We start from the raw sequence: 25,011 nt of genomic DNA, 5'->3' as shown, positions 1-25,011 counted from the left end.
TAATTAGCAACATGTTGTTTTGGTATTAGATGCACTTAAATCTAAACTACATACACCCGTTTCAGGTAAATCTAACTCCACCTTACGCGAAGCCTCTATATCACCTGTTAAATAAGCGACAATGGAGCGAACCTGTTCATAGCCAGTTGCCATTAAGAACGTTGGTGCGCGTCCGTAACTCTTCATACCAACAATATAGAAGCCAGCTTCTGGTTGACGCAACTCTAGCTCGCCGTGGGGACGCACGGTACCACAACTATGCTCATTTGGGTCAATCAGTGGTGCAAGCGTCTCTACGCTTTCAACAGCAGCGTCAATCGATAATCGAATTTCATTTAAGAAAGAGAAGTCTGGACGACTACCCGTATTGGAGATGATTTCATCAACTACAGGAAGTTGTTGTTCACCGTCTGGATCTTCGCCTTTGATGATGATGCCATCTTTTGTTTGTTCAAGATTCTGAATATAGAAAGGTGTATATACTTTTACTTTACCTTCATCAACTAAGTTGTGAATTCGGCTACCTAGTTCACCTCGTGCGGCAAGTGCATCCTTGTCTTCACCACCATATGCATCTTCCACACGTTTTTTACGTAAAATCCATGTAATTTCAACATCTTTAAGCTTTTCTAACTCTAAAATTGTATTAATCGCAGAGTGTCCGCCACCTACAACAGCGACATGTTTTCCTGAATAGCGATTTTTCAATTCATCTACGTTTGGAATGCCATAAAAAATATTATTAGCTAATTGCTTTTCAGCTTTTGTCCATACATTATCTGAAAGAATCGGATTTGGCTGAGTCCACGTTCCTGTAGCATCAATGATTGCACTTGCTAAAATTTGTTTTGTTTCATCGTCTTGTTCAATATATAAAACAAACGGAGCCTGATCACGGTTAGCAGACTTTATTTTATCGTGATTTTTTTTACTTATACCAACCACTGTTGTATTAAATGATATGAATGGTTTAATTTCAGGGATATTGGCTAGTGGCTGTAAATAGTGTTCGCGAATTTCTTGACCTGTTGGAAGCTGATCCTCCTGTGGCATTTTCCAGCCGTGCTTTTGTAAAAGCTCTTTAGCTGCTTTATCAACATTATATTGCCAATGAGAGAATAGACGAACATGTTGCCATGATTTTATATTTTTAGCAACGTCAGCACCTTTTTCTAAAACAATAAAAGATTCACCAGCTACTGCTAAATGTGCTGCTGCAGCTAAACCAACTGGACCTGCACCAAGTATCGCCACAGGATATTGTTTATTTAAATGAAATGCCATTTCATTACTTGTTGTTTCTTTTTTAGTTTGCTCAGTAGATCCACAGCATGTTGTAGTTGGTTCAGGAGTAGCTGAACAACAACTTGAAGTTTGTGATTTAACCGTTAATTTAATTTCCATTTGAAAATCCTCCATCAAATTTATTTAGTTGCAAAGTACAACTATATTTTGAAAATGAAAAGCAAGATTGCTCTTGCTTAGTAAAGAGGGGTGCAGCATACTTTTGATTTGGACATAGCTTCATTTAGTAGTTGAATAGAGCGTAGCACAGTTTCTTTTTCAAAATCATTCATATGTGAAAATACTTCTTCTAAATAGGTATTCATGGACTCATCAATTGTTGTTGCGACAAATTTCCCTTGTGTTGTTAATGATAAAATCGACACACGTTTATCTTGTGGAGACGGTGTTTTTTTCACCAAATCCATTTTTATAAGTGTTTGAATTTGACGACTGAATGTCGTAATATCCATTGCGAGTGTTTCTGCTATTTGTTGCATAGAAGGTGTTTTCTTTTTATCGATTTCATAAATTATATGACTTTGGATTGTAGAAATTTCAAACGATCCAACAGTGCAGCAATTTTTGTTTAATAAGCCAAATCTTCGTGTTAGTATGTGAAAAATTTCGCGTTTGTTTTCCATTCAATCACCTCTAATAAAATTAAATCAAAAATACTTGTAAAATGCAACTATTGTATTTATTATTTTGATTATCAATTAATTTATATGGAGGTTAATCGATGGCAATTAAAGTGCGGTCTGTTGTAAGTGAAGATTGGCAAGATGTAAAACGAATTTATGAAGCAGGGATAGAAACAAAAATGGCTACATTCGAATCGAAAGCACCAGCATCCTATGATGAATGGTTTGGTGAAGCAAATCCTCAATGTTCATTTGTGGCATATGAGGAAATTCATATTTTAGGTTGGTGTAAATTATCTCCCGTTTCCAAACGAAATGTGTATAAGGGGGTAGGAGAAGTAAGTATTTATATAGATACACACGCTAAAGGGAAAGGAATCGGTGATTTATTATTAAAGCATATGATTATAGCTTCTGAAAAGGAAGGTTTTTGGACTCTAGAATCCAAAATCTTTAAAGAGAATGTTGCTAGCCTCAACTTACACATCAAGAATGGCTTTCGTATTGTTGGAGTGCGAGAAAAGATCGCTCAATTAGATGGAATATGGAAAGATAATGTGCTATTAGAAAGAAGAAATTCTATCTAATACAAATATAGAATGCATCATTGAACATAATTACTTTATGAAAGACACTGCCTAGGTTTAGAACAACAAGATTTATCGAGGTTTTTATTATTTATTGAAAACAATAGCTGTTTAAAGACTATATATCTGAATGTACACAAAATACTATAGACTTCGAAGAAATATTAAGTGAAAAAGGGAGGAATAATAAATTAAAAAAAGTATTTCAAGTAATGAGTTTTTAGCTGATATAAGTCATTGGAATAATACTAATTTATTTGTATTAAAACAATCTGATTATGCAGCATTTATAAAAGAGATCAATACTCCAGTTAAATAATAATCAAACCTGTCCCGTTATTAGATGAGCAGGTTTGATTATCTATTATAAAATCCAATATGGATAGAACTTCAGACCCGAACTTCTAAGTTTTCAGTATTAATATCCAAAAATAGAGTGTCCCGAAGTTCTTGTAATTGTACATCAATTTCCAAGTGGCGAGCGAAAAGGCTACAACTCATTTTAAAAATAGGGACACGGTCATAATATATATTATAGGAAGTTAGGTCTCGTTTCAAAAGTATACTTATAATAGTGAGACGAAATGCGTTTTTTAATGAAATGGCCACAACATTACCGAACCCGTTATATTATGGCCATTCGCTTACTTTTTGAGTTGGATCGTTACGCTTTTATATAACTGTATATAAACATACTCATCATCAGCAAAATAATCCAGCGCGTTTTGTTTACTTAATTGTTTTTCTAAACCTGGTATTAACATAATTGGCATCTTCAATTGTGCCGGCTGCTTAAATTCCACGTTTTTTCGGTTACTCATCATTTGAATATGTAAACCTCTATTAATATATAAATCTACCGTTAACTGTTTGTATGGATCATCTATATTCAATTCGATTCCATCCGCGCTTTTAAACACAATCGGCTGCCATTCATCTTGCTGATCAATTGTCGCTACCCAGCTGTCCCCAAATGTATTTAACGGGACTTCCAAGCGATTTTCAGCAGTTTCACCTAATAATGAATTTTCTCTTACTGCATCCACGGAAATCATTTTCTGAATACTTTCAGTCGTTTGATCTGCATACACGACTTCTAGTGCCATATCAGTTTCATAGATTCGTATAACTTGTTCCGCGCTTATTTGTGTCAATTCCTCAGTATCTGGCTTCAATTGATACAAATAGCCATTATGAGAATCATTCCTGAAATATAACAATCCATTTATATAGAAACAAAATTGAATTTTAACCGCAAGTTTCTGTTTTGCCTGAAAAAGATAATCTGCGAAGTTTATTTCATACAAGTAGCCATTTACAGGATGTGCATAATATAAACTAGTGTTGACGAGACAGCCATCATTTAAACGATGGAACGCTTCAAATTTAGTACTCGTACAGATTGGATAATGATTTTCATTCCATTCATGGTCAAGACGCATTTTTTCATCCGCAACTAAAAAATAGCGATAGCGAACTTCTTTACCGGGAATCGAACCGATATCATCCCAAGTCACGTCTACATGATACCAATCATCATCAAGCTGCACCATATTCCAAGCATGCCCCTCTGATCCCTCACCCGCTGCTTTTCCAATGACATAATAACAAGGGATCTCAAGTGCTTCCATCATCTTTTCAAACAGTAGCGCGTATGCCATGCAAACACCGTGTTTTTCATTCATAAACGTGTACACAGCAAACGGTGAAGCATCAGTATGGCGTTCATAGCTATACGTTCTTGCAATATAGTCATGGACAATGAAAACCTGTTGCAGTGCAGACATGTCAGGATGAATTCGATTTTTTAAAATGCTGTGAATTTCGTCAACAATCCATTTCTCTTCCTGACGTGCCATACGATAACGCATCGTAAATTCCACCTTGATCCGATTTTTCGTTAACTGGCGATATTTGTAGCTGCGCTTTTCACAATGCTGGGTATAAAACGGCTGTTCCAGATGGCACTGATCAAAAGCTTCCTTAATTAAAGAATCAATCGGCATTGGCAGCTGGCCGTTAATATGAAGTGTAAACTGCCTATCCATGCGCTCCATATGGGCAATAAGCGCCGGCAGCAGCTGTTTCGCTGTAATGGTTGTTGTTTTGATTGAATTACCTTGCCTTTTATACTGTTTGTAGCTCTCAAAATAAGTTTTCACAATATGTCGATACTCCTCTTATAAAGCTTCCGTTTCATCTTCTTCAAATGAATTGAGCTTAACATAGATTTCAACCATTTTTCCGTCCATTTCAATGATTTTCTCCAAATGCATCCCGTTTTTCAAGGCAATTCTTTTAGACCCTTCATTTCCAACTTGAATCGCTGAAATATACCGGTGCAACCATATTTCTTCATCTGCATACTCCGCAAGGCCCTGTGCCGCTTCAAACCCGTAGCCTTGTCCCCAGTATGCTCGTTTTATCCAGTACCCGAGCTCGATTTCAAATGTATCGTCAATAACTTGTGCAACAAGACCCGCGTGTCCGATAAACTCTCCCGTTTGACGATGAATTAGTTTATGTAAGCCGTAATCCCCAAAGTTTCGATACTGTTCAATCATCCGTTCAATCAGATGACTCGCATATTGCTTATCCTTTATTTGTCCATTTCCAATAAATCTCATCATGAAGGGATCCGTAACGAGGTCAATAACATATGGGAGGTCCTCATTCTTATACCGTTCAAATGTTAACCGGTTCGTATTCAAATTCAACATGATATTCCTCCAATTTAATACTTTTTTGATTATTTATTTATAATAACTCGGGTTTTTTCTTAAACCAAGTCAAAATATTATTATTTTACTTTCATATTTTGTAAATAACATAATTGTTCTAGAAGAAAGGATTCCCTCCTATAAAATAAAAATTTTCACAATGTTAGTATATCAGATTTTTACTATTCATTTTGTGTTATAGTACAATGTGCTGAATGACTCAATATTAACTTAAATTACAGATATTTTAAGTATCGAAATATAATATTGTGCTTTATGTGTTTTAATTTCTAGCTAAAATATATTTTTCATTAATCTCCTTTCCGCAAATAGTATTCCTTTGTAAATCCCAAACATATCTCCTTCCATTTTATCTTCTTAAAACTTGATAATTCTACTCCATTCGCATTTTAAACATTCCAACTTTTCAGAAAAATTATTATTGCATTATATTCTATCCCCTCTTACAATGAGTACTATTAACGGATTCGAATAGTAATATGCCGTTTAAAACAGAATAATTTTTCATAAGGGGGAATTCCGTTGAGTCAATTAGAAAACAAAATCTCAGCGAAATGCGATGGCATTAACTATGATAAAATCGATCGCATGGAAACATTCAATCAGTTTGTAAAGAAGAAAAACACATTTTTATTCGGAATAACTATAACATTTTTGACATTTTACATCTTACTGCCCATCCTGGCATTCACACCTGTGTTACAACAGAAGGCTGTCGGCAGTATTACTTGGGTTTGGGTCTACTCGCTTGCCCTATTCATTATGACAATTATTTTATGTACACTCTATGTAAAAATGGCAGCAAATTTCGATAAAGCGGCGGCAGCTGTTTTACAAGAATACGAAAAGGCAGGTGCATAACGATGAATCTCGTTTCAGCAGGTTTCTTTATTGGTATCGTAGGTTTAACACTGATCGTTACATATATCGCTTCTAAGAGAACTTCATCCGCAAGCGATTTCTACACAGCTGGCGGAGGTTTAAAAGGTTGGCAAAACGGCTTTGCCATTGCTGGTGACTACTTATCTGCAGCTGCATTCCTTGGAGTTTCCGGAGCGATTGCATTAACAGGCTTTGACGGCTTCTTCTTCTCTGTCGGATATGTTGTCGCAAATCTAGTTCTTCTATATATAATAGCAGAACCGATGCGTAATTTAGGACGCTATACATTAGCGGATATGCTGACTGCGCGTTTTAATGAAAAACGAATTCGCGGTGTAGCGGCTACAGGTACGATTATTATCGTAATTTTGTACATGATTGCTCAATTGGTTGGTGCCGGTGCATTAATTAAACTTTTATTCGGTATCGAGTATTGGATGGCTGTTTTGATCGTAGGTGTCATGATGACGACGTATGTATTGTTCGGCGGAATGACGGCAACGAGCTGGGTACAGATTATTAAAGCGGGACTATTGTTGTTCGGTACGACATTATTGGCGTTTTTAGTATTTTCGAAGTTTGATTTCAATTTAGTGAAAATGTTTGATACGGTCAGCACAAATTACGGGGACGAGTACTTAGTGCCGGGTATGAAGTACACATCTACAATCGATTCGGTTTCGATGATGCTTGCCTTAGTGCTCGGTACATCAGGTTTACCACATATTTTAATGCGATTCTTTACTGTAAAAGATGCGAAAACGGCACGTGCATCCATTTCATGGACAACATGGATTACGGCGATCTTCTTCTCACTGACGATTTTCTTAGGTTTTGGTGCCATGCATTTCGTCGGCTTTGATAAGATCATCGCGGAAAATGCTGCAGGTAACACGGCTGCCCCACTGTTGGCAGAGTTTTTAGGCGGCAATATTTTACTGTCATTCATTTGTGCGGTTGCATTTGCTACTATATTAGCGGTTGTATCCGGTTTAGTATTAACAGGTGCATCAGCGATTTCCCATGATATTTACGGTGAAATTCTGAAAGACGGAAAATTAACGGAGAAACAGCAAGTATTAGCTGCAAGAATCGGTTCTATTTCCATTGCGATTGTTTCTATTATTTTGGCATTATTTGCACAAAGCCTAAACGTTTCCTTCTTAGTATCGTTTGCATTTTGTATCGGGGCATCGGCAAACTTACCGGTTATCCTCTATACAATCTATTGGAAGAAATTCAATTCAAATGGCGCGGTTGCTGCAATGGTAACGGGTTTAGTATCTTGTCTAGTATTAGGTGCGCTTGGTCCAAATATTTGGAGTCCTACAGGAAATGCGATTTTTGTAGGTGAACCAATCGTGAATTTAGCGGTACCTGCCATCATTACGATTCCTCTAAGCTTCTTTGCAGGATACCTAGGCTCGATATTAACAGCACACAAAGTGGAACAAGCAGAGGCGGAACGTGTTTATAAAGAAATCCGCGTTAAAGCACATACAGGTATTTCTGTACAAGATGTTTCCCACTAATTATTATAAGAAAATAAAATAGAACAAAAGATTTCAATAAATAAAAACTGTCTCGAAAATATTTTCTGTTTTCGAGCAGTTTTTTGCTTTTTTATACCATTTTTTACATGAATATAACTTTTCGAATATACTGAATTTATTTTTTTGTAAAATAAATCATTTTTTAAATATTACTTTTACTTATAGAATTGAATAATATTTTCTTATGATTAATTTTCAGATTTTTTGTAATACTTTCATATCCAGGACCCTCCAAACCCATGTAAATACTACGTTTGCATTGAATATCTAAAATATAACAATTTAATATTCTCCCCTTAATGTATTATTTTTTCTCTATTAAACTTATTTTTGCAATAAATTTTTCCCCATAATTTATTTAAAAAGTGTTGCAATTTTGTTACAGCTAAAATAGAATGAAAATGTAAAATCCTAAAAGCAGAATTTTACGTACATTAAGCAGTAATAATTATCACAAAATGGGGGAATGTTCATGGGGAATAATCAAAAGCCGATTATTGATTATGAGAGAATTGCATCACAGCAATCTTTCAGGCAACTTGCGAAGAAAAAGAATTCATTTTTATGGTCGGTTACCGCAATCTTTTTAGTACTTTATATGTTACTGCCAATCTTAACTTCGTTTACAGAAATCTTACATCAAAAAGCGATTGGTGATATCACATGGGTATGGCTGTATTCAGCAGGTTTGTTCGTAATGACATGGGGCTTAGCTCACTTCTATGTAGCGCGTGCAAACAAATATGACGCAGAAGCGAAAGCGATTATTGCGGAATATGAAGGAGGTCGTAAATTATGAATGGGATGAGTTTTACAGCCGTCTTCTTCTTCGTAGCAATCGTAGGTTTAACGTTAGTCATTACCTGGTGGGCATCTAAACGTACATCCAGCGCGTCGGATTTCTATACAGCTGGCGGCGGGTTAACAGGCTGGCAAAATGGTATGGCCATTGCCGGTGACTACTTATCGGCAGCATCATTCCTGGGTATCGCGGGTTCGATTGCCTTGTTCGGATTCGATGGCTTCTTCTTCTCGATCGGTTACCTTGTAGCCTATTTAGTAGTTTTATATATCGTAGCTGAGCCATTACGTAACTTAGGCCGATTCACATTAGCCGACATGATCACAGCTCGTTTCGATAAAGCAAAAGTTCGTGGTACAGCAGCATTATCTACGATTACAATTGTATTGTTCTACATGATCGCACAGCTTGTAGGTGCAGGTGCCCTTATTCAATTACTGTTAGGTATTGAATACTGGATGGCGGTACTTTTAGTTGGTGTCATGATGACAATTTACGTATTATTCGGTGGTATGACGGCAACATCTTGGGTACAGATCATTAAAGCAGCGCTATTAATGTTAGGTACTGTCATTATTTCATTTTTAGTATTAGCAAAATTCGACTTCTCGATTGCACAAATGTTTACGCAAATGACAACTGAAACTGAACATGGTGCAGCTTACTTAAATCCAGGTTTACGTTATACAGACGGTATTGATACAATTTCAATGCTGATGGCGTTAGTGCTTGGTACAGCGGGTCTTCCACATATCCTAATGCGTTTCTTCACAGTAAAAGACGCACAAACAGCTCGTTCTTCAGTAATTTGGGCTACTTGGATTGTTGGTTTATTCTATGTATTAACAATCTTCCTAGGTTTCGGTGCAGCAGCATTCGTTGGTGCAGACAAAATCATAGAAGCGAACCCGGCAGGAAACATGGCTGCCCCACTATTGGCACAAGCGCTTGGTGGCGACATTCTGTTCTCATTCGTGTGTGCGGTAGCATTCGCGACAATCTTAGCGGTAGTAGCAGGTTTAGTACTTTCCGGTGCATCTGCCCTATCACATGATATTTACGGACAGATTATTAAAAAAGGGAAAGTTACTGAAAAAGAAGCGGTTAAAGCAGCCCGTATCGGCTCAATCATTATCTCGGTTGTTTCGATTCTGTTAGCTTTAGGTGCTCAAACATTAAACGTGGCATTCTTAGTATCATTAGCATTCTGTATCGCGGCATCAGCGAACTTACCGGTAATCATCTACACAATTTACTGGAAACGTTTCAACACATCAGGTGCGGTTACAGCAATGTTAACAGGTTTAATCTCTGCATTGATCTTAGTTGCAGTATCTCCAAACGTATGGAATCCGGTTGAAGGTAAAGCAATCTTTGTGGGTGAGCCGTTAATTATGTTAACGAACCCTGCATTAATTTCCGTACCTCTTGGTTTCCTGGGCGGGTTTATCGGTACACTCATTTCTAAAGAAAGAAATGATCTGAAATACCGTGAAGTTGAAGTAAAAGCGCAAACTGGTATTTCTGTACAGGACATTTCTCACTAAAAATAACCTTCCTAACTTTGACGAGTTGAGGAAAAAACGAATCAGCTTCTAACTGTGTTAGAGGCTGATTTTTATAACTTCACTGTTATGATGAAATCTCCCCTATTCTATTATGAGGAGTGAGGCGATGACGCTTGGTCAACATATACGCGTATTCATTTGTGTCGTAGTGATGGGTTGTATTGTCGGCTTTGTACTGAACGGGGAAGAAATTGAAACGGACTCCCCTTATATCGATTATGTAAAAGCGCAGCAATGGCCTTTTAACGAAGAGTTGCACATTGCTGAAGTATTCGGTGGCCATTATGAATTGACCTACTGGGAGTACTTTACCGCGCGAAATGGCCAGCATGTCGTTCAGTTTACTGGAACGAATGATGAACAGCAGGATATTTACCAGTTTGTCGTCGAAAAAGATTATACGGGATTTACGATCGGTGCGGTCAAACAAAATAATATTCTTTTGCCGCCTGAACAAAAATGGACCTTTGTAAAAATGCTCACGAATAAAAAAGCGTCAAAATCCGGAGAATTTCTTGCCGGAATTTGACGCTTTTACTATACTTTTTTTCTATAAAAAACAGGAATATTCTCCTTAATATTTCATGATACAATAGAAAAGCAGCATCCAGCTGACTCCTTTTGTAAAGGAGGTGTACTACTGTGTCTTATCCATCACGCAAAGAAAAGGCTAAGGCTGTTTCGGAAAAAAAGCGTAAGGAAAAACTCGCCATTTTTCGTTATGCGACAGACATTTTTCGTATTGTCGATACCATTTATCGTTTTTTCCGGATGATGCTGTAAAAAATTTATTTTCACCACTTAGACTCGCCATCTAGGTGGTGTTTTTTGTTTCATTAAAAATGAATAAATAAAAAAGCGATTGGGGGCCACCCAACCGCTCTGTACTACTGTAGATCCATCACGCATGAATCTTACTAACTTCATTGTATGAAAGTATGCCTTTCATGTCAATGAATTACTTTTATCATATGTTTTGAATTCGGCTATTATACATGAATCCCTACTCCGTCTTTTCAACATAGGCGCGGCAGATTGCTCCATCGCCTTCTGTATCAATCCGTAGTGAACCATTTGAATAACGGTCCGCCCTCGTTAAGGATGTCACTGAAATCGTTTCCTGTATGCCTTTGTCGGTCTCGATTGTAATTGTATTTCTAAAGTTGACAACTAAAATTGTATAAATACGGTGCGGGTTCGATTTTAACTCTTTTAAAATAACGACACCGCGTTTTGCACGGTTGCCCAGTTCCAGTTCCGATAACAGCATTCGTTTAACGGCACCGCGCTGTGTGACGATAACGAGTTCCTGTTCCTTCTCGGGATTTAACAATGCAACCGCCGCAAGATACTCGCCCTCTTTAACAATAATTCCTTTAACGCCTGCTGTTTTTACCCCTGTGACCGGAAGATCTTCCATAGGGAAACGGATTGTATAGCTTGTGTTCGTAGAAAGCAATACTTCTTCCTTATCCGTAACAAGACGCGCAAAAATCATCTCGTCTGCACCTTTTAAATTCATTGTCTTAATCGGTTTCGAATAACGAGTGACGATATAATCGGCAAGTGCCGAACGCTTGATTTGCCCCTCTTTTGTAGCGGTGAATACATACGTATCCGGTTGTTCGAATGTTTCAATACCGATGACTTCGATAATTTCTTCATTTGGGTCAATCGGCACAATACTTGAAATGTGCTGCCCTAGATCTTTCCAGCGAATATCCGGCAATTCATGTACCGGCTGGTAAATGTAGTGCCCTTTGTTCGTAAACAGAAGTAAATGATGCTGCGTATTCAAGTTCGCTTCATACAGTAAGTAATCGGAATCTTTCATCGCAAAATCCTTGCCGTTGGATGCACTGTGTGAACGCAGACTTGTACGTTTTACATAGCCGTCTTTTGTCACGGTTACGACAACTTCCTCACTTGGCACCAATACATCACGCGTTACTTTAATTTCTTCGATTTCAGCTTCAATTGTAGAAAGGCGAGGTAATGTAAAGCGTTTTTTAATGTCATTCAATTCGGACTTAATAACACGGATCAACTTCTTCTCGTCCTCTAAAATGGCTTTCAGTTTCACAACAAGCTCATGTAATTCATCTTGCTCTTTTTGCAGTTGCGTAATATCGGTATTCGTCAAACGGTAAAGTTGAAGGCTGACAATCGCTTCTGCCTGTTCTTCCGTAAAGCCGAATTTTTCCATAATGTTATTTTTCGCATCGCGTTTATCTTTCGATGCACGGATGGTTTCAATCACTTCATCTAAAATGGACAAGGCTTTCATAAGACCTTCAACGATATGTAAGCGATCTTCTGCTTTTGTTAAGTCATATTGGGATCGGCGTCGCACAATTTCCTTCTGGTGATCAATGTACGCATCCAACATGAGCGGCAATGTCATCATCATTGGACGACGGTTATGAATCGCAATCATATTGAAGTTATATGAAACTTGCAAATCCGTCGATTTTAATAAGAAGTTTAATATCCCCTGTGCAGGCACATCTTTTTTCAGTTCGACAACAATTCGTAAACCATCACGGTCCGATTCATCGCGAATTTCGGAAATACCATCTAAACGGCGGTCATTTACGCGCAGCTCGTCCATTTTACGAATCATGTTGGCCTTATTTACTTCAAACGGGATTTCGGAAATGATAATCTGCTCTTTATTGCCTTTTAACTGTTCAATTTCTGTACGTGAACGGACAATGATTTTCCCTTTACCTGTTTCGTACGCTTTTTTTATGCCGTCAATACCTTGAATAATTCCGCCTGTAGGAAAATCGGGACCTTTAATAACGGTCATCAGTTCATCGACTGTACAGTTTTTGTTGTCAAGACGCATTAAAACCGCATCAAGTGCTTCCTGCAGATTATGTGGCGGAATATCCGTCGCATAACCGGCCGAAATCCCTGTTGCGCCGTTGACTAATAAATTCGGGAAACGAGATGGCAATACAGTTGGTTCCATATCCTGATCATCGAAGTTTGGTACGAATTCAACTGTATTTTTGTTTATATCACGTAATAGTTCTGCGGCAATTGCTGAAAGTCGCGCTTCTGTGTAACGCATTGCGGCCGGCGGGTCTCCATCGACAGAACCGTTGTTACCATGCATTTCGACAAGCATTTGACGACTTTTCCAGTCCTGGCTCATACGGACCATCGCATCGTATACCGAAGAATCTCCGTGCGGGTGGTAGTTACCGATTACATTTCCGACCGTTTTTGCTGATTTACGGAACGGTTTATCAAACGTATTACCTTCATGGAACATCGCATATAATATACGACGCTGTACAGGTTTTAGCCCGTCACGTGTATCCGGTAATGCACGGTCTTGAATAATATATTTGGAATAGCGACCAAAACGGTCACCCATTACTTCTTCTAATGGCAGATCTTGAAATTTTTCAACAAAACTCATTATTCGTTAACCTCCTCATGCTGGATGAATTCATTTTCTAAAATGCTTGCATCCTCTTCCATGCCGAAGTTGACGTTTGATTCAATCCATTTACGGCGGGGCTCTACTTTATCGCCCATCAATGTTGTAATACGACGTTCTGCACGGGCACCATCTTCAATTTTTACGCGGATTAATGTACGTGTTTCCGGATTCATCGTTGTATCCCAAAGCTGGTCGGCATTCATCTCACCTAACCCTTTGTAGCGCTGAATAATATAGCCTTTGCCGATTTTTTTCGTTGCGGCACTCAGCTCCTGTTCAGTCCAGGCATACATAAGCTCCTGCTTTTTGCCGGACCCTTTCGATACTTTATAAAGAGGCGGCAACGCGATATACACTTTCCCTGCTTCGATGAGCGGACGCATATAACGGTAGAAGAATGTCAGCAATAACACTTGAATATGGGCACCATCTGTATCGGCATCGGTCATGATGACCACTTTATCGTAAGCGGCATCCTGCACCGAAAAATCAGCTCCGACACCGGCACCGATCGTATGGATAATCGTCGCGATTTCTTCGTTTTTCATAATGTCCTGCAGCTTGGCCTTTTCGGTATTGATTACTTTACCGCGCAACGGCAAAATCGCCTGGAATGTACGGTCACGGCCTTGCTTCGCTGAACCGCCAGCCGAATCACCCTCTACTAGGTATAATTCATTTCTTGAAGCATTTTTTGACTGTGCAGGTGTCAGCTTACCCGACAGAAGCGTACTCGATTTTTTCTTTTTCCCGTTGCGGGCATCATCACGTGCTTTACGTGCAGCTTCACGAACTTGTTGGGCACGAATGGCTTTACGCACTAATGAAGCCGACAGCTCGGCGTTTTCTTCTAGTACATACATTAATTGCTCTGAAACAACGGTATCAACAGCAGCGCGTGCTTCAGATGTACCAAGCTTCCCTTTTGTCTGCCCTTCAAATTGCAGCAGATTTTCAGGAATACGTACAGAAACAATTGCTGTCAGGCCTTCACGAATATCAGTGCCTTCCAGATTTTTATCTTTTTCTTTCAGTAATCCAATTTTGCGGGCATATTCATTGAATACACGTGTTAAAGCCGTTTTCGCACCCGTTTCGTGCGTACCGCCATCCCGTGTACGGACATTGTTAACGAACGACAAAATGGTTTCGGAATAGCCGTCATTAAATTGCAGCGCGAACTCCACTTCAATTTCCTGAATGGTACCTTCTACATATTTAACCGGATGCAATACATCTTTTTCTTCGTTTAAGTATGTGACGAATGCTTCAATACCGCTTTCATAATGGAAAATTTCATGCTGTCCTTCTCCGCGTTCATCGATCAGTTCAATTTTTAATCCTTTTAATAAAAACGCAGATTCGCGTAAGCGCTCTGCCAAAGTATCATAATTATATTTAACGACAGAAAAAATCGATGGATCTGGCAGGAAATGTACAAGAGTTCCTGTTTCCTTCGTTTTTCCGATCAAATCAAGCGATGTAGCAGGCTTTCCGCCCTTTTCAAAGCGCTGGCGGTAAATTTGGCCGTCACGGTAAATTGTTACTTCCAAAAATGTTGATAAGGCGTTTACAACTGATGAACCTACACCATGTAAACCACCACTTGTTTTATAGCCGCCTTGTCCAAACTTTCCGCCTGCATGAAGGACGGTGAAAATAATTTCCGGGGTTGGTTTGCCCATTTTATGCATACCTGTTGGCATACCACGACCATGGTCACGCACGCTAATACTGTTATCTTCATGAATCTTCACGATGATATGATGTCCATATCCAGCAAGCGCTTCATCCACTGCATTGTCTACAATTTCATACACTAAGTGGTGAAGACCTCGACTATCTGTAGAACCAATATACATCCCTGGTCTTTTGCGTACGGCTTCTAAACCTTCTAATACTTGAATGGCATCTTCATTATACGAAATACCGGTTTGGTTTTTTACCAAATGTAATCCCCTCCAAAAATACAAACAAACGTTCTATTTACTACCTAATCGTACGCTCAAATATGCATGATGTCAATGTTTAAAGGTACGGATTTAGGCTTTGCAAAGATTAATTGTATCATCAAAAACGAACGTTTAAAAGTATATCCTATAACAGTGAACAGTAAATTGTAACTTTTTCCCTATTTTTTGCATTGGGTGAAAAAATAATACCTCTTTCCTTCTATTAAAAAACATTGTAAAATATTCAATACATACTATTAGTACCAAGTAGTAATTCTGAATTCGAAAGGAGCACAACACTTGATCAACGCGTTAATTATTATTTGTGCTTATTTAATCGGTTCCATTCCATCAGCTTTGTGGATTGGCAAAATTTTTTACAAAACGGATATTCGACAACAAGGCAGCGGCAATTTGGGAACAACCAATACATTTAGAGTATTAGGCAAAAAACCGGGCATCGCCGTTCTGCTCATTGATATATTAAAAGGGACGGCTGCGGTTTTGCTCCCGTTACTGCCTTTTTTCGCAGACAGTACGGTCCACCCTTTAATTTTGGGTGTCATCGCGGCTGCTGGCCATATGTTCCCGATTTTCGCTAGTTTCCGCGGCGGAAAAGCGGTTGCTACAAGCGGTGGCGTAATTTTAGGCTATAATTTACCGTTATTTTTAATTTTAATTATTGTATTTGTCATCGCCTTAAAGTTAACGAAGATGGTCAGCTTGTCTTCTATGATTGTATCCGCTGCGGCCGTTATTTATGTAATTGTTCATTGGATGGTGACAGGTGAATATGCATTGTTCATTTTAGTTGTCGTTCTGGCAGGCTTTATTTTTTACCGGCACCGTGAAAATATTAAGCGGATTAAAGCCGGTACTGAACCGAAAATTAAAGGATTTTAAACAATTGACTGAAGGGGCTTCCTTTCAGTCTTTTTTGTACTTGCAATTTAGAACGCAAGCTTTGTAAGTTTTTTTCATTTACTGCATAATGGCAGTAGAGGTGAAATATATGGAAATCAGATTATCAGAAAAAGCACTTAATTGGTTTAAACAAGAAATGGAAGTAGAAAAAGGTGATTTTATTCGCTTTTACGCACGATATGGAGGTTCTTCACCTTTTCATGAAGGGTTTTCGTTGGGAATGACACGCGAGCAGCCCCATGAAATAGGCATCGAAACGGTAGTGGAAGATGTTCATTTCTATATCGAAAAATCCGATGAATGGTTTTTTAATGAACATCATTTAGTTGTAGATGTCGCCGATTCATCCGATGAATTACGTTACTCATACGAAAAATAAAGAGCCCTTTTTCCGCTTCTTCATGCGAACACTTTGCCGGTTAAAAAGTTCAAATGTTTCGAATTTATTGTAAATCCGTTTTTGCCGATTCAATCGTTATAATGAGTAAGGATTATATCGAGGATTGATGAGGGATTACATGTGAAAGTGAAACAGGAACTTTATTGGCGCTGCGTATTTTTTATTGCAGGCATCATTGTTTTATCATTAGGCGTCGCATTGACGATTAAAGGACAGATACTTGGCGTCGGGTCATGGGATGTCCTTCATATCGGATTACAAAAAAACTTGGGCTTAACGGTCGGCATGTGGTCGATTATTTTAGGCTTGCTCATTCTGGCTGTAGATACGTTTTTCACGAAAAGATTGCCGAAAGTCGGGACTTACTTGGACATGTTCCTGACAGGGATTTTTATTGATATATTTTTGATTGTATTACCGGATGCGAATACACTGTTAGAACAAATATTGGCATTTGCTGTTGGCGTTGTCCTGCTGGGCTTCGGCTGCGGGATGTACATGGTAGCGAACCTCGGTGTAGGACCACGTGATACGTTAATGCTGCTGTTGGTGCATCGTCTTGGCTGGAGTGTTAACCGCGCACGCACGACAATGGAAGTAACGGTTGCTGTTGTAGGTTTTATATTGGGCGGACCAGTTGGAGTCGGTACAGTATTTATGGCGTTCGGCTTAGGGCCTGTCGTACAATGGGCGCTCAAATGGAACGGAAAGCTATTCCACCGCGCAGCAGGTGTTGAAAGTGTCGTTATATAAATAATGGGGAGAGCAGGCACTATGCGTTTGCTTTCTTTTTTTATATTTAAATTATTACAATTTTCAAAAAATACTTTCGAAACAATGGAAAAAAGTGCATAGTAGTAAGTGGAGGTGTTTTTAAATGATACATATTGAAAATATCCATTTATATCGCAATGACAAACAGATTTTAAATGATTTAAGCTGGCATGTACAAAAGGGACAGCATTGGGCTATTTTAGGGTTAAACGGCTCCGGCAAAACAACGTTGCTGAAAGTCATTAACGGTTATATTTGGCCAAATGAAGGTAAAGTACAGGTACTGGGTGAAACATACGGGAAGACATATATACCGAAACTGCGGACGCGGATTGGCTGGGTCAGCAATGCGATGATCGATAACTTCAACTGGCAGGATAACGCGATTGAAATCGTGCTCAGCGGAAAATTCGGTGCCCTTCGTCTGTTTAATGATGTGACGGAAGAAGAAATTGATCATGCAGTTTCGGTTATGAAACATTTTCACTGTGACCATTTAGCGAATAAATCATTCGAGCATTTGTCACAAGGTGAACGGCAGCGCGTACAGATCGCAAGGGCCGTTATGGCAGATCCGGAAATTCTGATATTGGACGAGCCGTGTGGCGGGCTGGACTTGATCGAACGGGAAAATCTGCTGCAGACGATTGAACAGATCGCAGAAACTGAAAACGGCCCTACCCTTATTTATGTGACGCACCATGTAGAAGAGATTCTGCCTTGTTTTAGCCATGTCCTTTTAATGAAGGACGGAAAAAATGTCGAAGCCAATGCACGGGAAGTTGTTTTAACAGACGAAGTATTAAGCGATTTCTTCGGGCGGGAAATCAGTTTGCAGATCGAACGCGAACGTGCCTGGGTCGCAATCAAATAGAACGAACCAGCAGGAGTCCATCTCTTGCTGGTTCGTTTCATTTATAAGCATTAAATATGATATTCAATATTTTCATCGACGTAATGCCATTCATATGGCGTTTCTTGATATACGTAGTAGTTCAGCCAGTTGTAGAACAACAGATGCGAATGGGCACGCCAAACATTTTTCGGTGCCTGCAGCGGGTCGTTATTCGGGAAATAGTTGAGCGGAATGTCCGTATTGTCCGGATCCTTCTCCATGTCGCGGAAGTACTCATCCGATAATGTCGTTGCATCATATTCCAGATGTCCTGTAATCATAATGTGTTTATTGTTTTTCGATTGCACGATAAACACGCCTGCATCATCCGAATAGCTTAGTAAACGCAAGTCGGGATGTGCCCGTACTTCATCAATCGAAACCGATGTGTGACGTGAATGCGGTGCCACATACTCATCACTGAAGCCACGTACTAGATCTACTGTTAAATCCGTAATCACATGGGAATAAACACCGGAGCACTTCTTCGGCAATTCGAATTTCCCGATGCCAAAATGGTGATAAAGAGCAGCTTGAGCGCCCCAACATATATACATGATCGAAGTGACATGTTCGTTTGCCCAGTCCATAACATGCGTAATTTCATTCCAGTAGCCTACATCTTCAAAGTCCATTTTCTCTACAGGCGCACCCGTAATAATGAGACCATCAAAACGACGGTGCTTTACTTGGTCAAACGTGCGGTAAAATGTATCTAAATGCGATTTGGAAACATTTTTTGATTCGTATGTAGCCGTGTTTAAAAATGTCACATCTACCTGTAATGGTGTATTACCGAGTAAGCGCAGCAACTGCAGTTCGGTTTTTTCTTTTTCAGGCATTAAATTAAATACCAAAATATTTAACGGTCGAATTTGCTGTGTTTTCGCACGGTCTTCCTCCATGACGAAAATCTTCTCTTTTCTAAGCAGTTCACCCGCCGGTAAATGTTTCGGAATATTAATCGGCATTCCACTTTCCCCCTCATAAACTTTTTCAATAAACTTTTAATAATCTGTGATGTTCAGGCATTGCATTGTTTTACGAGCGAAACGACCCGTTCCAGAACAATATAAAAAGCCCCTCTCACTCCAGCAAATCAGAATTGAGAGGGGCTTTTACCCGTTCTTATCTGCCAAGGTCAACACCTTGCTGGAAGTAGCACCTTTCTAGTTGGACTAGAGGTTGCTGAAGCATCATTGGGCCAAGTTCCCTCCGCTTCTCTTGATAAGTCTATTAAATTGTCATTAGTGTAACATGTACTTTGTAATTTTGCAATAATTCCAAAAATATTTTACTCTTCCTGAAGCTGTTCTTTTTCTATATTGAATAAGATTGTTTCCAGTCGTTCATCCCATACCCGTGTCAATGTATTGTATACCCGCACAAAATGTCTGTTTTCCTTTTGATCGAACAGTAAAAAACATAGGACCGGTATATCATTAATCTGGATCGATTCCGTCGAAACAATACTTGTAATAGAATGCGGCACTTCCTCTTCCGCTACGGGTTGTTCGGATAGTTGCTGTTGAATGAAATCAATGAGCACCGTTTCTTCTATCGCTTCGATCTCTTCTGTTTCGATTGTCGGGAAAGGCTCCGGAAACTCTTCCAAATCCGCAAATTCCTCCAGATCGCCCTCCAATGGCTGCTCATGAATCGGACTGTATTGAATAAAATAACTTGTTTCTTCAAGTTCCTCTTCAAAAATGCCCGATTCCAGCTGAGCATTCCCTTTAGCGGTTAGCGCAAATTCCTGTTCCTTCACAATCATACCCATTCGTAACATTTTATTCGTCAAATCATGAATAAATAACGGTTCCACCAATAAAATTTCGGCTAATAGCTCCACATTTTTCAGCTTTGCTTTCTCAAATGAAATGAGCATCATCTTCATTAAAATATCCATGGCATTACGTATCACCGGATGATATTTCACTTCCAATGTGTGAATCGGAATGGCATATTGCATTTGCTTTTTGATTTCAATGGATGGGTTTTGGCTGAGTTCTTTCTGCAGCTGTAAAACTGTATTTTGTAAATCCATTCAATCCAATCCCCCTGTTTCTAAACAGCAAAATAGCCGTCCTGCTCTTTTACTGTCGTTAATACATGGGCATACATATCCCGTGTTTTCGCGCTTTTTGGACGCTTTGTAAACATTTCGGTACTGCCGATCATAATGAGCAGCTCCCGTGCGCGGGACAGTGCAACATTCAAACGTCGGTAATCTTTCGCAAACCCGATTTCTCCGCGCTCATTGTCATGATTCCGCACCATGCTGACAATAATGACATCCATCTCCATCCCTTGGAATTTATCGACCGAGCCTGTACGGATGTGCAAATGCGGTACATTGATATCCTGTTCGATTAAACGATTGATGCGCTTCACCTGCTCCGCGTAGAAGGAAATAACACCAACCGATTTTAATGCATCTTGCGGAATCAGCCCTTGTGCTTTCGCCTGTTCCGTTGCGGCATTTAATTCAAGCAGCTGCTGTTTAATCTGTTCCAGCTCCGCTATATTGAATAAACTCGAGCCTTCTTTCATACGCTCTTCAAAATACGGCTTGGCGTTCGGAATATCGAGCCATAGCAAATGATGATTTCGTGTAATTTTGGATGTTTCAAGGAAATGATCACGTACGGCATCCGAATCCTCTAACCCGCATTGCAGCTGTTCGGATTCATTTTCGTAAAACGGTGTAATAGTTGACATAATATTTTTATGCATGCGGTATTGAAGTGCAAGCATCGTTTTGTTTTGAGGCGGCAAATTGTTGTAAAGACGCTCGAACAATGATTCTTCCAGTAACTTTTCAAGCTCCCGTTTTTCTTCAAATGTTGTACTTTCCTTCACAACTTGCTCCAATGTCTCTTCAAATGTCGCATCGCCTACAAGCGGCGGCAGCTGGTGATGGTCCCCAACTAAAATAATTTTTGCGCCTTTTAACATCGGCAGTAACAGTTCCGGTGGTGTTGCTTTCGAAACTTCATCAATAATCACGACATCAAATGTCGGGTAGTTGTCCATAAACTCTTTATTTGCTGATGCAACACAAGTTGTGCCGATCACATTGGCATGTTTCACATACAATTTGCGGATTTCGTCCAAGTCATGGGCATTGGCATTTTTCAGTAAACCGTGCCATTCATTTTGAAGTTCTGCCGTTACCGGAAGCAAACTGATTTTCACTTCAAGCGTCTCGATTTTTTCAGTAAGAAGTGTAATCTTTTCATTTACTTCAATGATCGCCTGTTCAGGGTTCAGTTTTGTCAGCTGTTCGAGTTCTGTCCGGCGTTTTTCAAGCTGAACGCCTTCGCTGTTGATCCCTTTAAAGCGAACTGTTAACTGTTCTACAGTCTCGGTACCAAGGGCAATCTGTTCATTTAAGACAGCCAGTTCCTCCGCTTTTTTGTTCAGTTGAAGCTCCACTTTTTCACGGTTTTGGCGCTGTGTTTCGGTTTTCATCTGATCGAGTTCATTTGTTGCGAGCAGTTCTTCCAGCTCATCAGTTGAATGGTTCACCGTAATCGACGGATCGATTTTTTCATTGACCGCATCCATTTGGGATTTTACCGCTGTTGCCTCTTCTTCCAGCTGCTGAAGATGCTGTGCTTTCACATCATTTTGCTCTTTAAACTGAAGAATGATTTCCTCTTTCAGCTTTTCGAAAATAAGCACGGTTTCACGGATCGCATCCATATATTTATTGTTCAGCTGTTCGATGTATTGCATACGCAAATGAATCCCCTGGATGGAGCGGGTGCCGTTTTGAGCGTTTACGCGACGGTCCCTAAAGGCGATACTAAGCTTCGTCAAAAATTCCTGGATCTCTTCAAGCGTATAATGATGGCCCATATCCAGCCTGTCCGGTGTCACATGGATACCTAACGCCGTTTCACTGTAGTGTAGTGCCTTTTCCAGACGTTCCTTCACATCTTTAATTGGCTTATACTGCTCCATTTGCGGCTGAATTCGATCAAGCGCCGTAAGTAAACGGTCCATTGCATAGTTCCGGCGAATATTGTATTCACTCATGAACTCCTCAATTTCGTACACTTTTTTCAAAGAGGCGATTTTATCAACGAGCAAATCATACTGGGACGTTTCATTGGCCTTTTCGATTTTCGTTTTAACAGCATCAAAACGCTGCTGGAATTGTTTAAGTTGCGCTTTATAATGACTTTGCGTAAGTTGCTGCTGGTAGTTTTCTCTCGTTTCTTTTAACTGTTGTGCTTGTTCTGTCAGTTGCTCGACAGTCAATCCGTCTTTTACTTGCTGTTCAAAATTGGCAACGGTTTCAGCTACTGTTTTTTGTGTTGCCTGCAGTTTTTCCAGTTTACGTTCATTGTCTTCCAGTTCTTTTTTGCATTCGGTCAATTCTTTTTTTAATGTCAAAATCTTTTCGGCCAAAACATGCAGTTCGGCTTTTGCCGCTTCTTTTTGTTCGATTTGCAGTTTAAGCTCTTTTTGTTGTTGTTCTAGCGCTGCAATTTCAATTTGTGTTTCACTGATTTCATCTGTTAACAGCTGTTCTTTTCTTTCATGCAGCGAAATTTCATGGCCGATTGCTTCAAATGTCTGCTCCTGCCAATAGGTCGCAACATTTTCCTCAATGAACTTTTTCCCTTCCTCTTCAATACTTTCTGTACGGCCGTAGCGCAAAATCCGGATGTCTTTGTTCGATAAAAGCCGGCTTAATGCATTGTCGACAGCTAAGTTCGATTGGGAAGCAACGAGTGTTTTCAGACCCGCTTTTGCATTTTGATAGCAAATTTCCGAAATGACCGTCGTTTTCCCGGTACCCGGCGGACCTTGAATGACATACAGATCTTCGGAACTGATCGCCCCTTCAACTGCCTGCTGCTGGTACTGATTCAGCCGGTTATGAAAATCGAGAGGAACCGTTTTTTTGCGCTCTGCGATGACCGGTTTATCTTCGAATAAAATCGTTTCGAGGTTCGCATTGGCGGCCAAGCCTTCTTTTAACCGTTCAAACCCTTTTAATAGGCGTTTTAGCTGTGATTTCGTCGCCGCATTGGAAAATTCGATGTCTTCCGATTGGAACTGGAGCTCATTTCTCCGCGCCAGATTGCTGTAATGCGGTTTTAACGCAATTTCAACGGTATTTTCATTGCGGCGGATTTTAGCAACATCCCCGATTTCCTGGACATAGCCGCGCAAACGCGCACTAAGGCCCTCCAGCTGCTTCCACTGCTTTTTATCGAGATTGTTAATGCGCACTGTCATATGAGAAAAGTCGGCATCAAACGTGACACTTGAAAAACGGGCATGGATATCTTCAATGTCCGCATTTTTATTTAATACTTTTAAATAGCCTTCCCAGCTGCTGATCCGCTTATTGACATAATCAAAGCGTTCCTGTGCAATCGGCAGTTCATCAATGGCTTTTAGGAAAGGCTCCTGGTATGTATGGCCGCTAATACGGGATGCAACAAAGTGGATTTTCATTGTGGCGCGGCGATTTGTGACAACCGGTGTTCCTTTGCCGCGTGTACGGAAGCTTTTCGCTACAAGTCCGTTTTTCCGGTCAAATACACAGTCCATGATGACGACGCGTTCTTCGAATTTGTTTTTTAGTTTTACGTTTTTATCATTATCGAAAAAGATGCTCAAATGCGTTTGCTCTGCATCGACCGATACTTTTTCAATCGCGACAATGAAATATTGCTGTAAATTAAAAAAGGCGTGTTCATCTGGAACATGCTCCTTCATCGCTTCACGTGCCGTATTCGTCAATAAAATATGACAGCGGGTTTGAATATTCGCGATTGTTTTTGGTGCCATGAACACACCTCCCTCATAGTTTTTTATATACAGTTCCGTGTGGACGTATATGATTATAACAATATTCGTCTGTTCATTAAAGAAAAAATGCCCTGTTATCAATTTAACAGGACATGTCGATTAACTTTGAATTTTCGCAACTTCCGCATATTTGGCATCCCATGCCGCGTCAATCTTTTTCAAAGCGACCGGACGGAAGTTTTCCTTTTTCACTAAAATATGTTGAGACTTCGCCGTTACTGCAACGGTACCGTCTTCATGCAAAATTTCATAGCCGTATGTAGTGCGCAGCTTCGTATGTTCCTCAATCCATGTGCGAACCGTAGCCGTTTGTCCATAGCGCATCGCCGCTTTATATTGAATCGAGAAATCCATAACAGGCGATAAATAGCCGTCTTCCTCAAGCTTTGCATAGTTAAATCCTAAATCCTTCACAATTTGTGTACGTCCGATTTCGCACCAAACTAGATAATTGGCATGATACACGACCCCCATCTGATCGGTCTCGGCATAACGTACTTCTACTGTTGTTTCTGAAATAAACATTCTCTTCACCTCTAGAGGTATTATAGCGCTAAAGTGAATGAGTTGTAAGGATAATGATTCGTTATTTTCTTTAAACATAGGAAATTTTGAAGTATTTGAACAAATCAAATGAACGCTTATTTATGCAAGCATTTAATTTCCAAATACAGCAATTTTGGAACAGTTTTCCACCTGTGCTTTGGTATACT

The 25,011-nt window shown here is 39.6% G+C and carries 21 protein-coding genes and 1 riboswitch; of the genes, 11 read left to right on the top strand and 10 right to left on the bottom strand.

All coding sequences use genetic code 11. The features are described from left to right. Positions 1–3 precede the first annotated feature (3 nt). Together MKZ25_RS09340 and MKZ25_RS09335 are read right to left on the bottom strand one after the other, a co-directional pair. Positions 4–1,404 carry an NAD(P)-binding domain-containing protein gene (locus MKZ25_RS09340; protein ID WP_340801213.1) on the bottom strand — a complete coding sequence of 467 codons (1,401 nt, stop codon included), beginning with the start codon at positions 1,402–1,404 and terminating at the stop codon, positions 4–6. Between the two features lie 77 nt (positions 1,405–1,481). Continuing rightward, positions 1,482–1,928 (bottom strand): MarR family winged helix-turn-helix transcriptional regulator, encoded by a 447-nt coding sequence (locus MKZ25_RS09335; RefSeq protein ID WP_340801212.1) that lies wholly within the window; start codon positions 1,926–1,928, stop codon positions 1,482–1,484. Between the two features lie 98 nt (positions 1,929–2,026). Here MKZ25_RS09335 and MKZ25_RS09330 point away from each other — a divergent pair, with 98 nt between their 5' ends. Next, positions 2,027–2,515 carry a GNAT family N-acetyltransferase gene (locus MKZ25_RS09330; protein WP_340801211.1) on the top strand — a complete coding sequence of 163 codons (489 nt, stop codon included), beginning with the start codon at positions 2,027–2,029 and terminating at the stop codon, positions 2,513–2,515. A gap of 644 nt (positions 2,516–3,159) precedes the next feature. On the opposite strand, the gene MKZ25_RS09325 is transcribed toward MKZ25_RS09330, so the two are convergent. Together MKZ25_RS09325 and MKZ25_RS09320 are read right to left on the bottom strand one after the other, a co-directional pair. Then, a complete protein-coding gene (locus MKZ25_RS09325; protein ID WP_340801210.1) occupies positions 3,160–4,677 on the bottom strand; it encodes a transglutaminase domain-containing protein in 1,518 nt (505 codons plus the stop codon). Positions 4,678–4,695: 18 nt separating this feature from the next. Then, positions 4,696–5,235, bottom strand: coding sequence for a GNAT family N-acetyltransferase (locus tag MKZ25_RS09320; RefSeq protein WP_340801209.1), 540 nt, complete (start codon positions 5,233–5,235; stop codon positions 4,696–4,698). 543 nt (positions 5,236–5,778) lie between these two features. Between MKZ25_RS09320 and MKZ25_RS09315 the strand changes: the two genes are divergently transcribed. The 6 genes from MKZ25_RS09315 to MKZ25_RS09290 all read left to right on the top strand — a co-directional run bounded on the left by MKZ25_RS09315 (position 5,779) and on the right by MKZ25_RS09290 (position 10,844). Next, positions 5,779–6,117 carry a DUF485 domain-containing protein gene (locus MKZ25_RS09315; protein WP_340801208.1) on the top strand — a complete coding sequence of 113 codons (339 nt, stop codon included), beginning with the start codon at positions 5,779–5,781 and terminating at the stop codon, positions 6,115–6,117. Positions 6,118–6,119: 2 nt separating this feature from the next. Beyond that, positions 6,120–7,670 (top strand): solute symporter family protein, encoded by a 1,551-nt coding sequence (locus MKZ25_RS09310; protein ID WP_340801207.1) that lies wholly within the window; start codon positions 6,120–6,122, stop codon positions 7,668–7,670. A 493-nt stretch (positions 7,671–8,163) separates the two neighbouring features. Next, the gene (locus MKZ25_RS09305) at positions 8,164–8,490 is read left to right on the top strand and encodes a DUF485 domain-containing protein (RefSeq protein WP_340801206.1); all 327 of its coding nucleotides are present in this window, start codon (positions 8,164–8,166) and stop codon (positions 8,488–8,490) included. A gap of 5 nt (positions 8,491–8,495) precedes the next feature. Further along, positions 8,496–10,040: a solute symporter family protein gene (locus MKZ25_RS09300; protein ID WP_340802999.1), complete on the top strand. Its 1,545-nt coding sequence runs from the start codon at positions 8,496–8,498 to the stop codon at positions 10,038–10,040. 127 nt (positions 10,041–10,167) lie between these two features. Further along, positions 10,168–10,590, top strand: coding sequence for a hypothetical protein (locus MKZ25_RS09295; RefSeq protein ID WP_340801205.1), 423 nt, complete (start codon positions 10,168–10,170; stop codon positions 10,588–10,590). Between the two features lie 113 nt (positions 10,591–10,703). Beyond that, positions 10,704–10,844 (top strand): hypothetical protein, encoded by a 141-nt coding sequence (locus tag MKZ25_RS09290; RefSeq protein WP_176142089.1) that lies wholly within the window; start codon positions 10,704–10,706, stop codon positions 10,842–10,844. Between the two features lie 220 nt (positions 10,845–11,064). Here the strand turns inward: MKZ25_RS09290 and parC are convergent, their stop codons facing one another. Together parC and parE are read right to left on the bottom strand one after the other, a co-directional pair. Then, positions 11,065–13,494, bottom strand: a complete 2,430-nt coding sequence (gene parC / locus MKZ25_RS09285) for a DNA topoisomerase IV subunit A (RefSeq protein WP_340801204.1) — start codon at positions 13,492–13,494, stop codon at positions 11,065–11,067. Next, positions 13,494–15,467: a DNA topoisomerase IV subunit B gene (gene parE / locus MKZ25_RS09280; RefSeq protein WP_340801203.1), complete on the bottom strand. Its 1,974-nt coding sequence runs from the start codon at positions 15,465–15,467 to the stop codon at positions 13,494–13,496. The genes parC and parE overlap by 1 nt, the downstream gene beginning before the upstream one ends. Positions 15,468–15,770: 303 nt before the next feature. On the opposite strand from parE, the gene plsY reads away from it, so the two are divergent. The 4 genes from plsY (at position 15,771) to MKZ25_RS09260 (ending at position 18,442) form a co-directional block, all read left to right on the top strand. Then, a complete protein-coding gene (gene plsY, locus MKZ25_RS09275) occupies positions 15,771–16,373 on the top strand; it encodes a glycerol-3-phosphate 1-O-acyltransferase PlsY (RefSeq protein ID WP_340801202.1) in 603 nt (200 codons plus the stop codon). Between the two features lie 109 nt (positions 16,374–16,482). After that, positions 16,483–16,773 carry a HesB/YadR/YfhF family protein gene (locus tag MKZ25_RS09270; RefSeq protein ID WP_340801201.1) on the top strand — a complete coding sequence of 97 codons (291 nt, stop codon included), beginning with the start codon at positions 16,483–16,485 and terminating at the stop codon, positions 16,771–16,773. Between the two features lie 141 nt (positions 16,774–16,914). Continuing rightward, positions 16,915–17,547 carry a YczE/YyaS/YitT family protein gene (locus MKZ25_RS09265; RefSeq protein WP_445326861.1) on the top strand — a complete coding sequence of 211 codons (633 nt, stop codon included), beginning with the start codon at positions 16,915–16,917 and terminating at the stop codon, positions 17,545–17,547. A gap of 124 nt (positions 17,548–17,671) precedes the next feature. After that, positions 17,672–18,442: an ABC transporter ATP-binding protein gene (locus MKZ25_RS09260; protein WP_340801200.1), complete on the top strand. Its 771-nt coding sequence runs from the start codon at positions 17,672–17,674 to the stop codon at positions 18,440–18,442. 50 nt (positions 18,443–18,492) lie between these two features. Here MKZ25_RS09260 and metA read toward each other — a convergent pair whose 3' ends face one another. From metA to MKZ25_RS09240, 4 genes are all read right to left on the bottom strand, one after another. Beyond that, complete coding sequence (metA, locus tag MKZ25_RS09255) at positions 18,493–19,434, bottom strand: homoserine O-acetyltransferase MetA (protein WP_340801199.1); 942 nt, start codon at positions 19,432–19,434, stop codon at positions 18,493–18,495. Positions 19,435–19,588: 154 nt separating this feature from the next. Then, a riboswitch (SAM riboswitch) is annotated at positions 19,589–19,697 on the bottom strand. Positions 19,698–19,757: 60 nt separating this feature from the next. Then, the gene (locus MKZ25_RS09250; protein WP_340801198.1) at positions 19,758–20,510 is read right to left on the bottom strand and encodes a nucleoside-diphosphate sugar epimerase; all 753 of its coding nucleotides are present in this window, start codon (positions 20,508–20,510) and stop codon (positions 19,758–19,760) included. Between the two features lie 20 nt (positions 20,511–20,530). After that, a complete protein-coding gene (locus tag MKZ25_RS09245) occupies positions 20,531–24,277 on the bottom strand; it encodes an AAA domain-containing protein (protein ID WP_340801197.1) in 3,747 nt (1,248 codons plus the stop codon). 120 nt (positions 24,278–24,397) lie between these two features. Beyond that, on the bottom strand, positions 24,398–24,823 hold the full coding sequence (locus MKZ25_RS09240; protein ID WP_340718295.1) for an acyl-CoA thioesterase: 426 nt from the start codon (positions 24,821–24,823) through the stop codon (positions 24,398–24,400). Positions 24,824–25,011: the final 188 nt, after the last annotated feature.

It is taken from the genome of Solibacillus sp. FSL W7-1464, from assembly GCF_038004425.1.
Lineage (GTDB): Bacteria > Bacillota > Bacilli > Bacillales_A > Planococcaceae > Solibacillus.
Note: the sequence above shows the minus strand (reverse complement) of the source record. Positions and strands in the feature narration are given on the sequence as shown.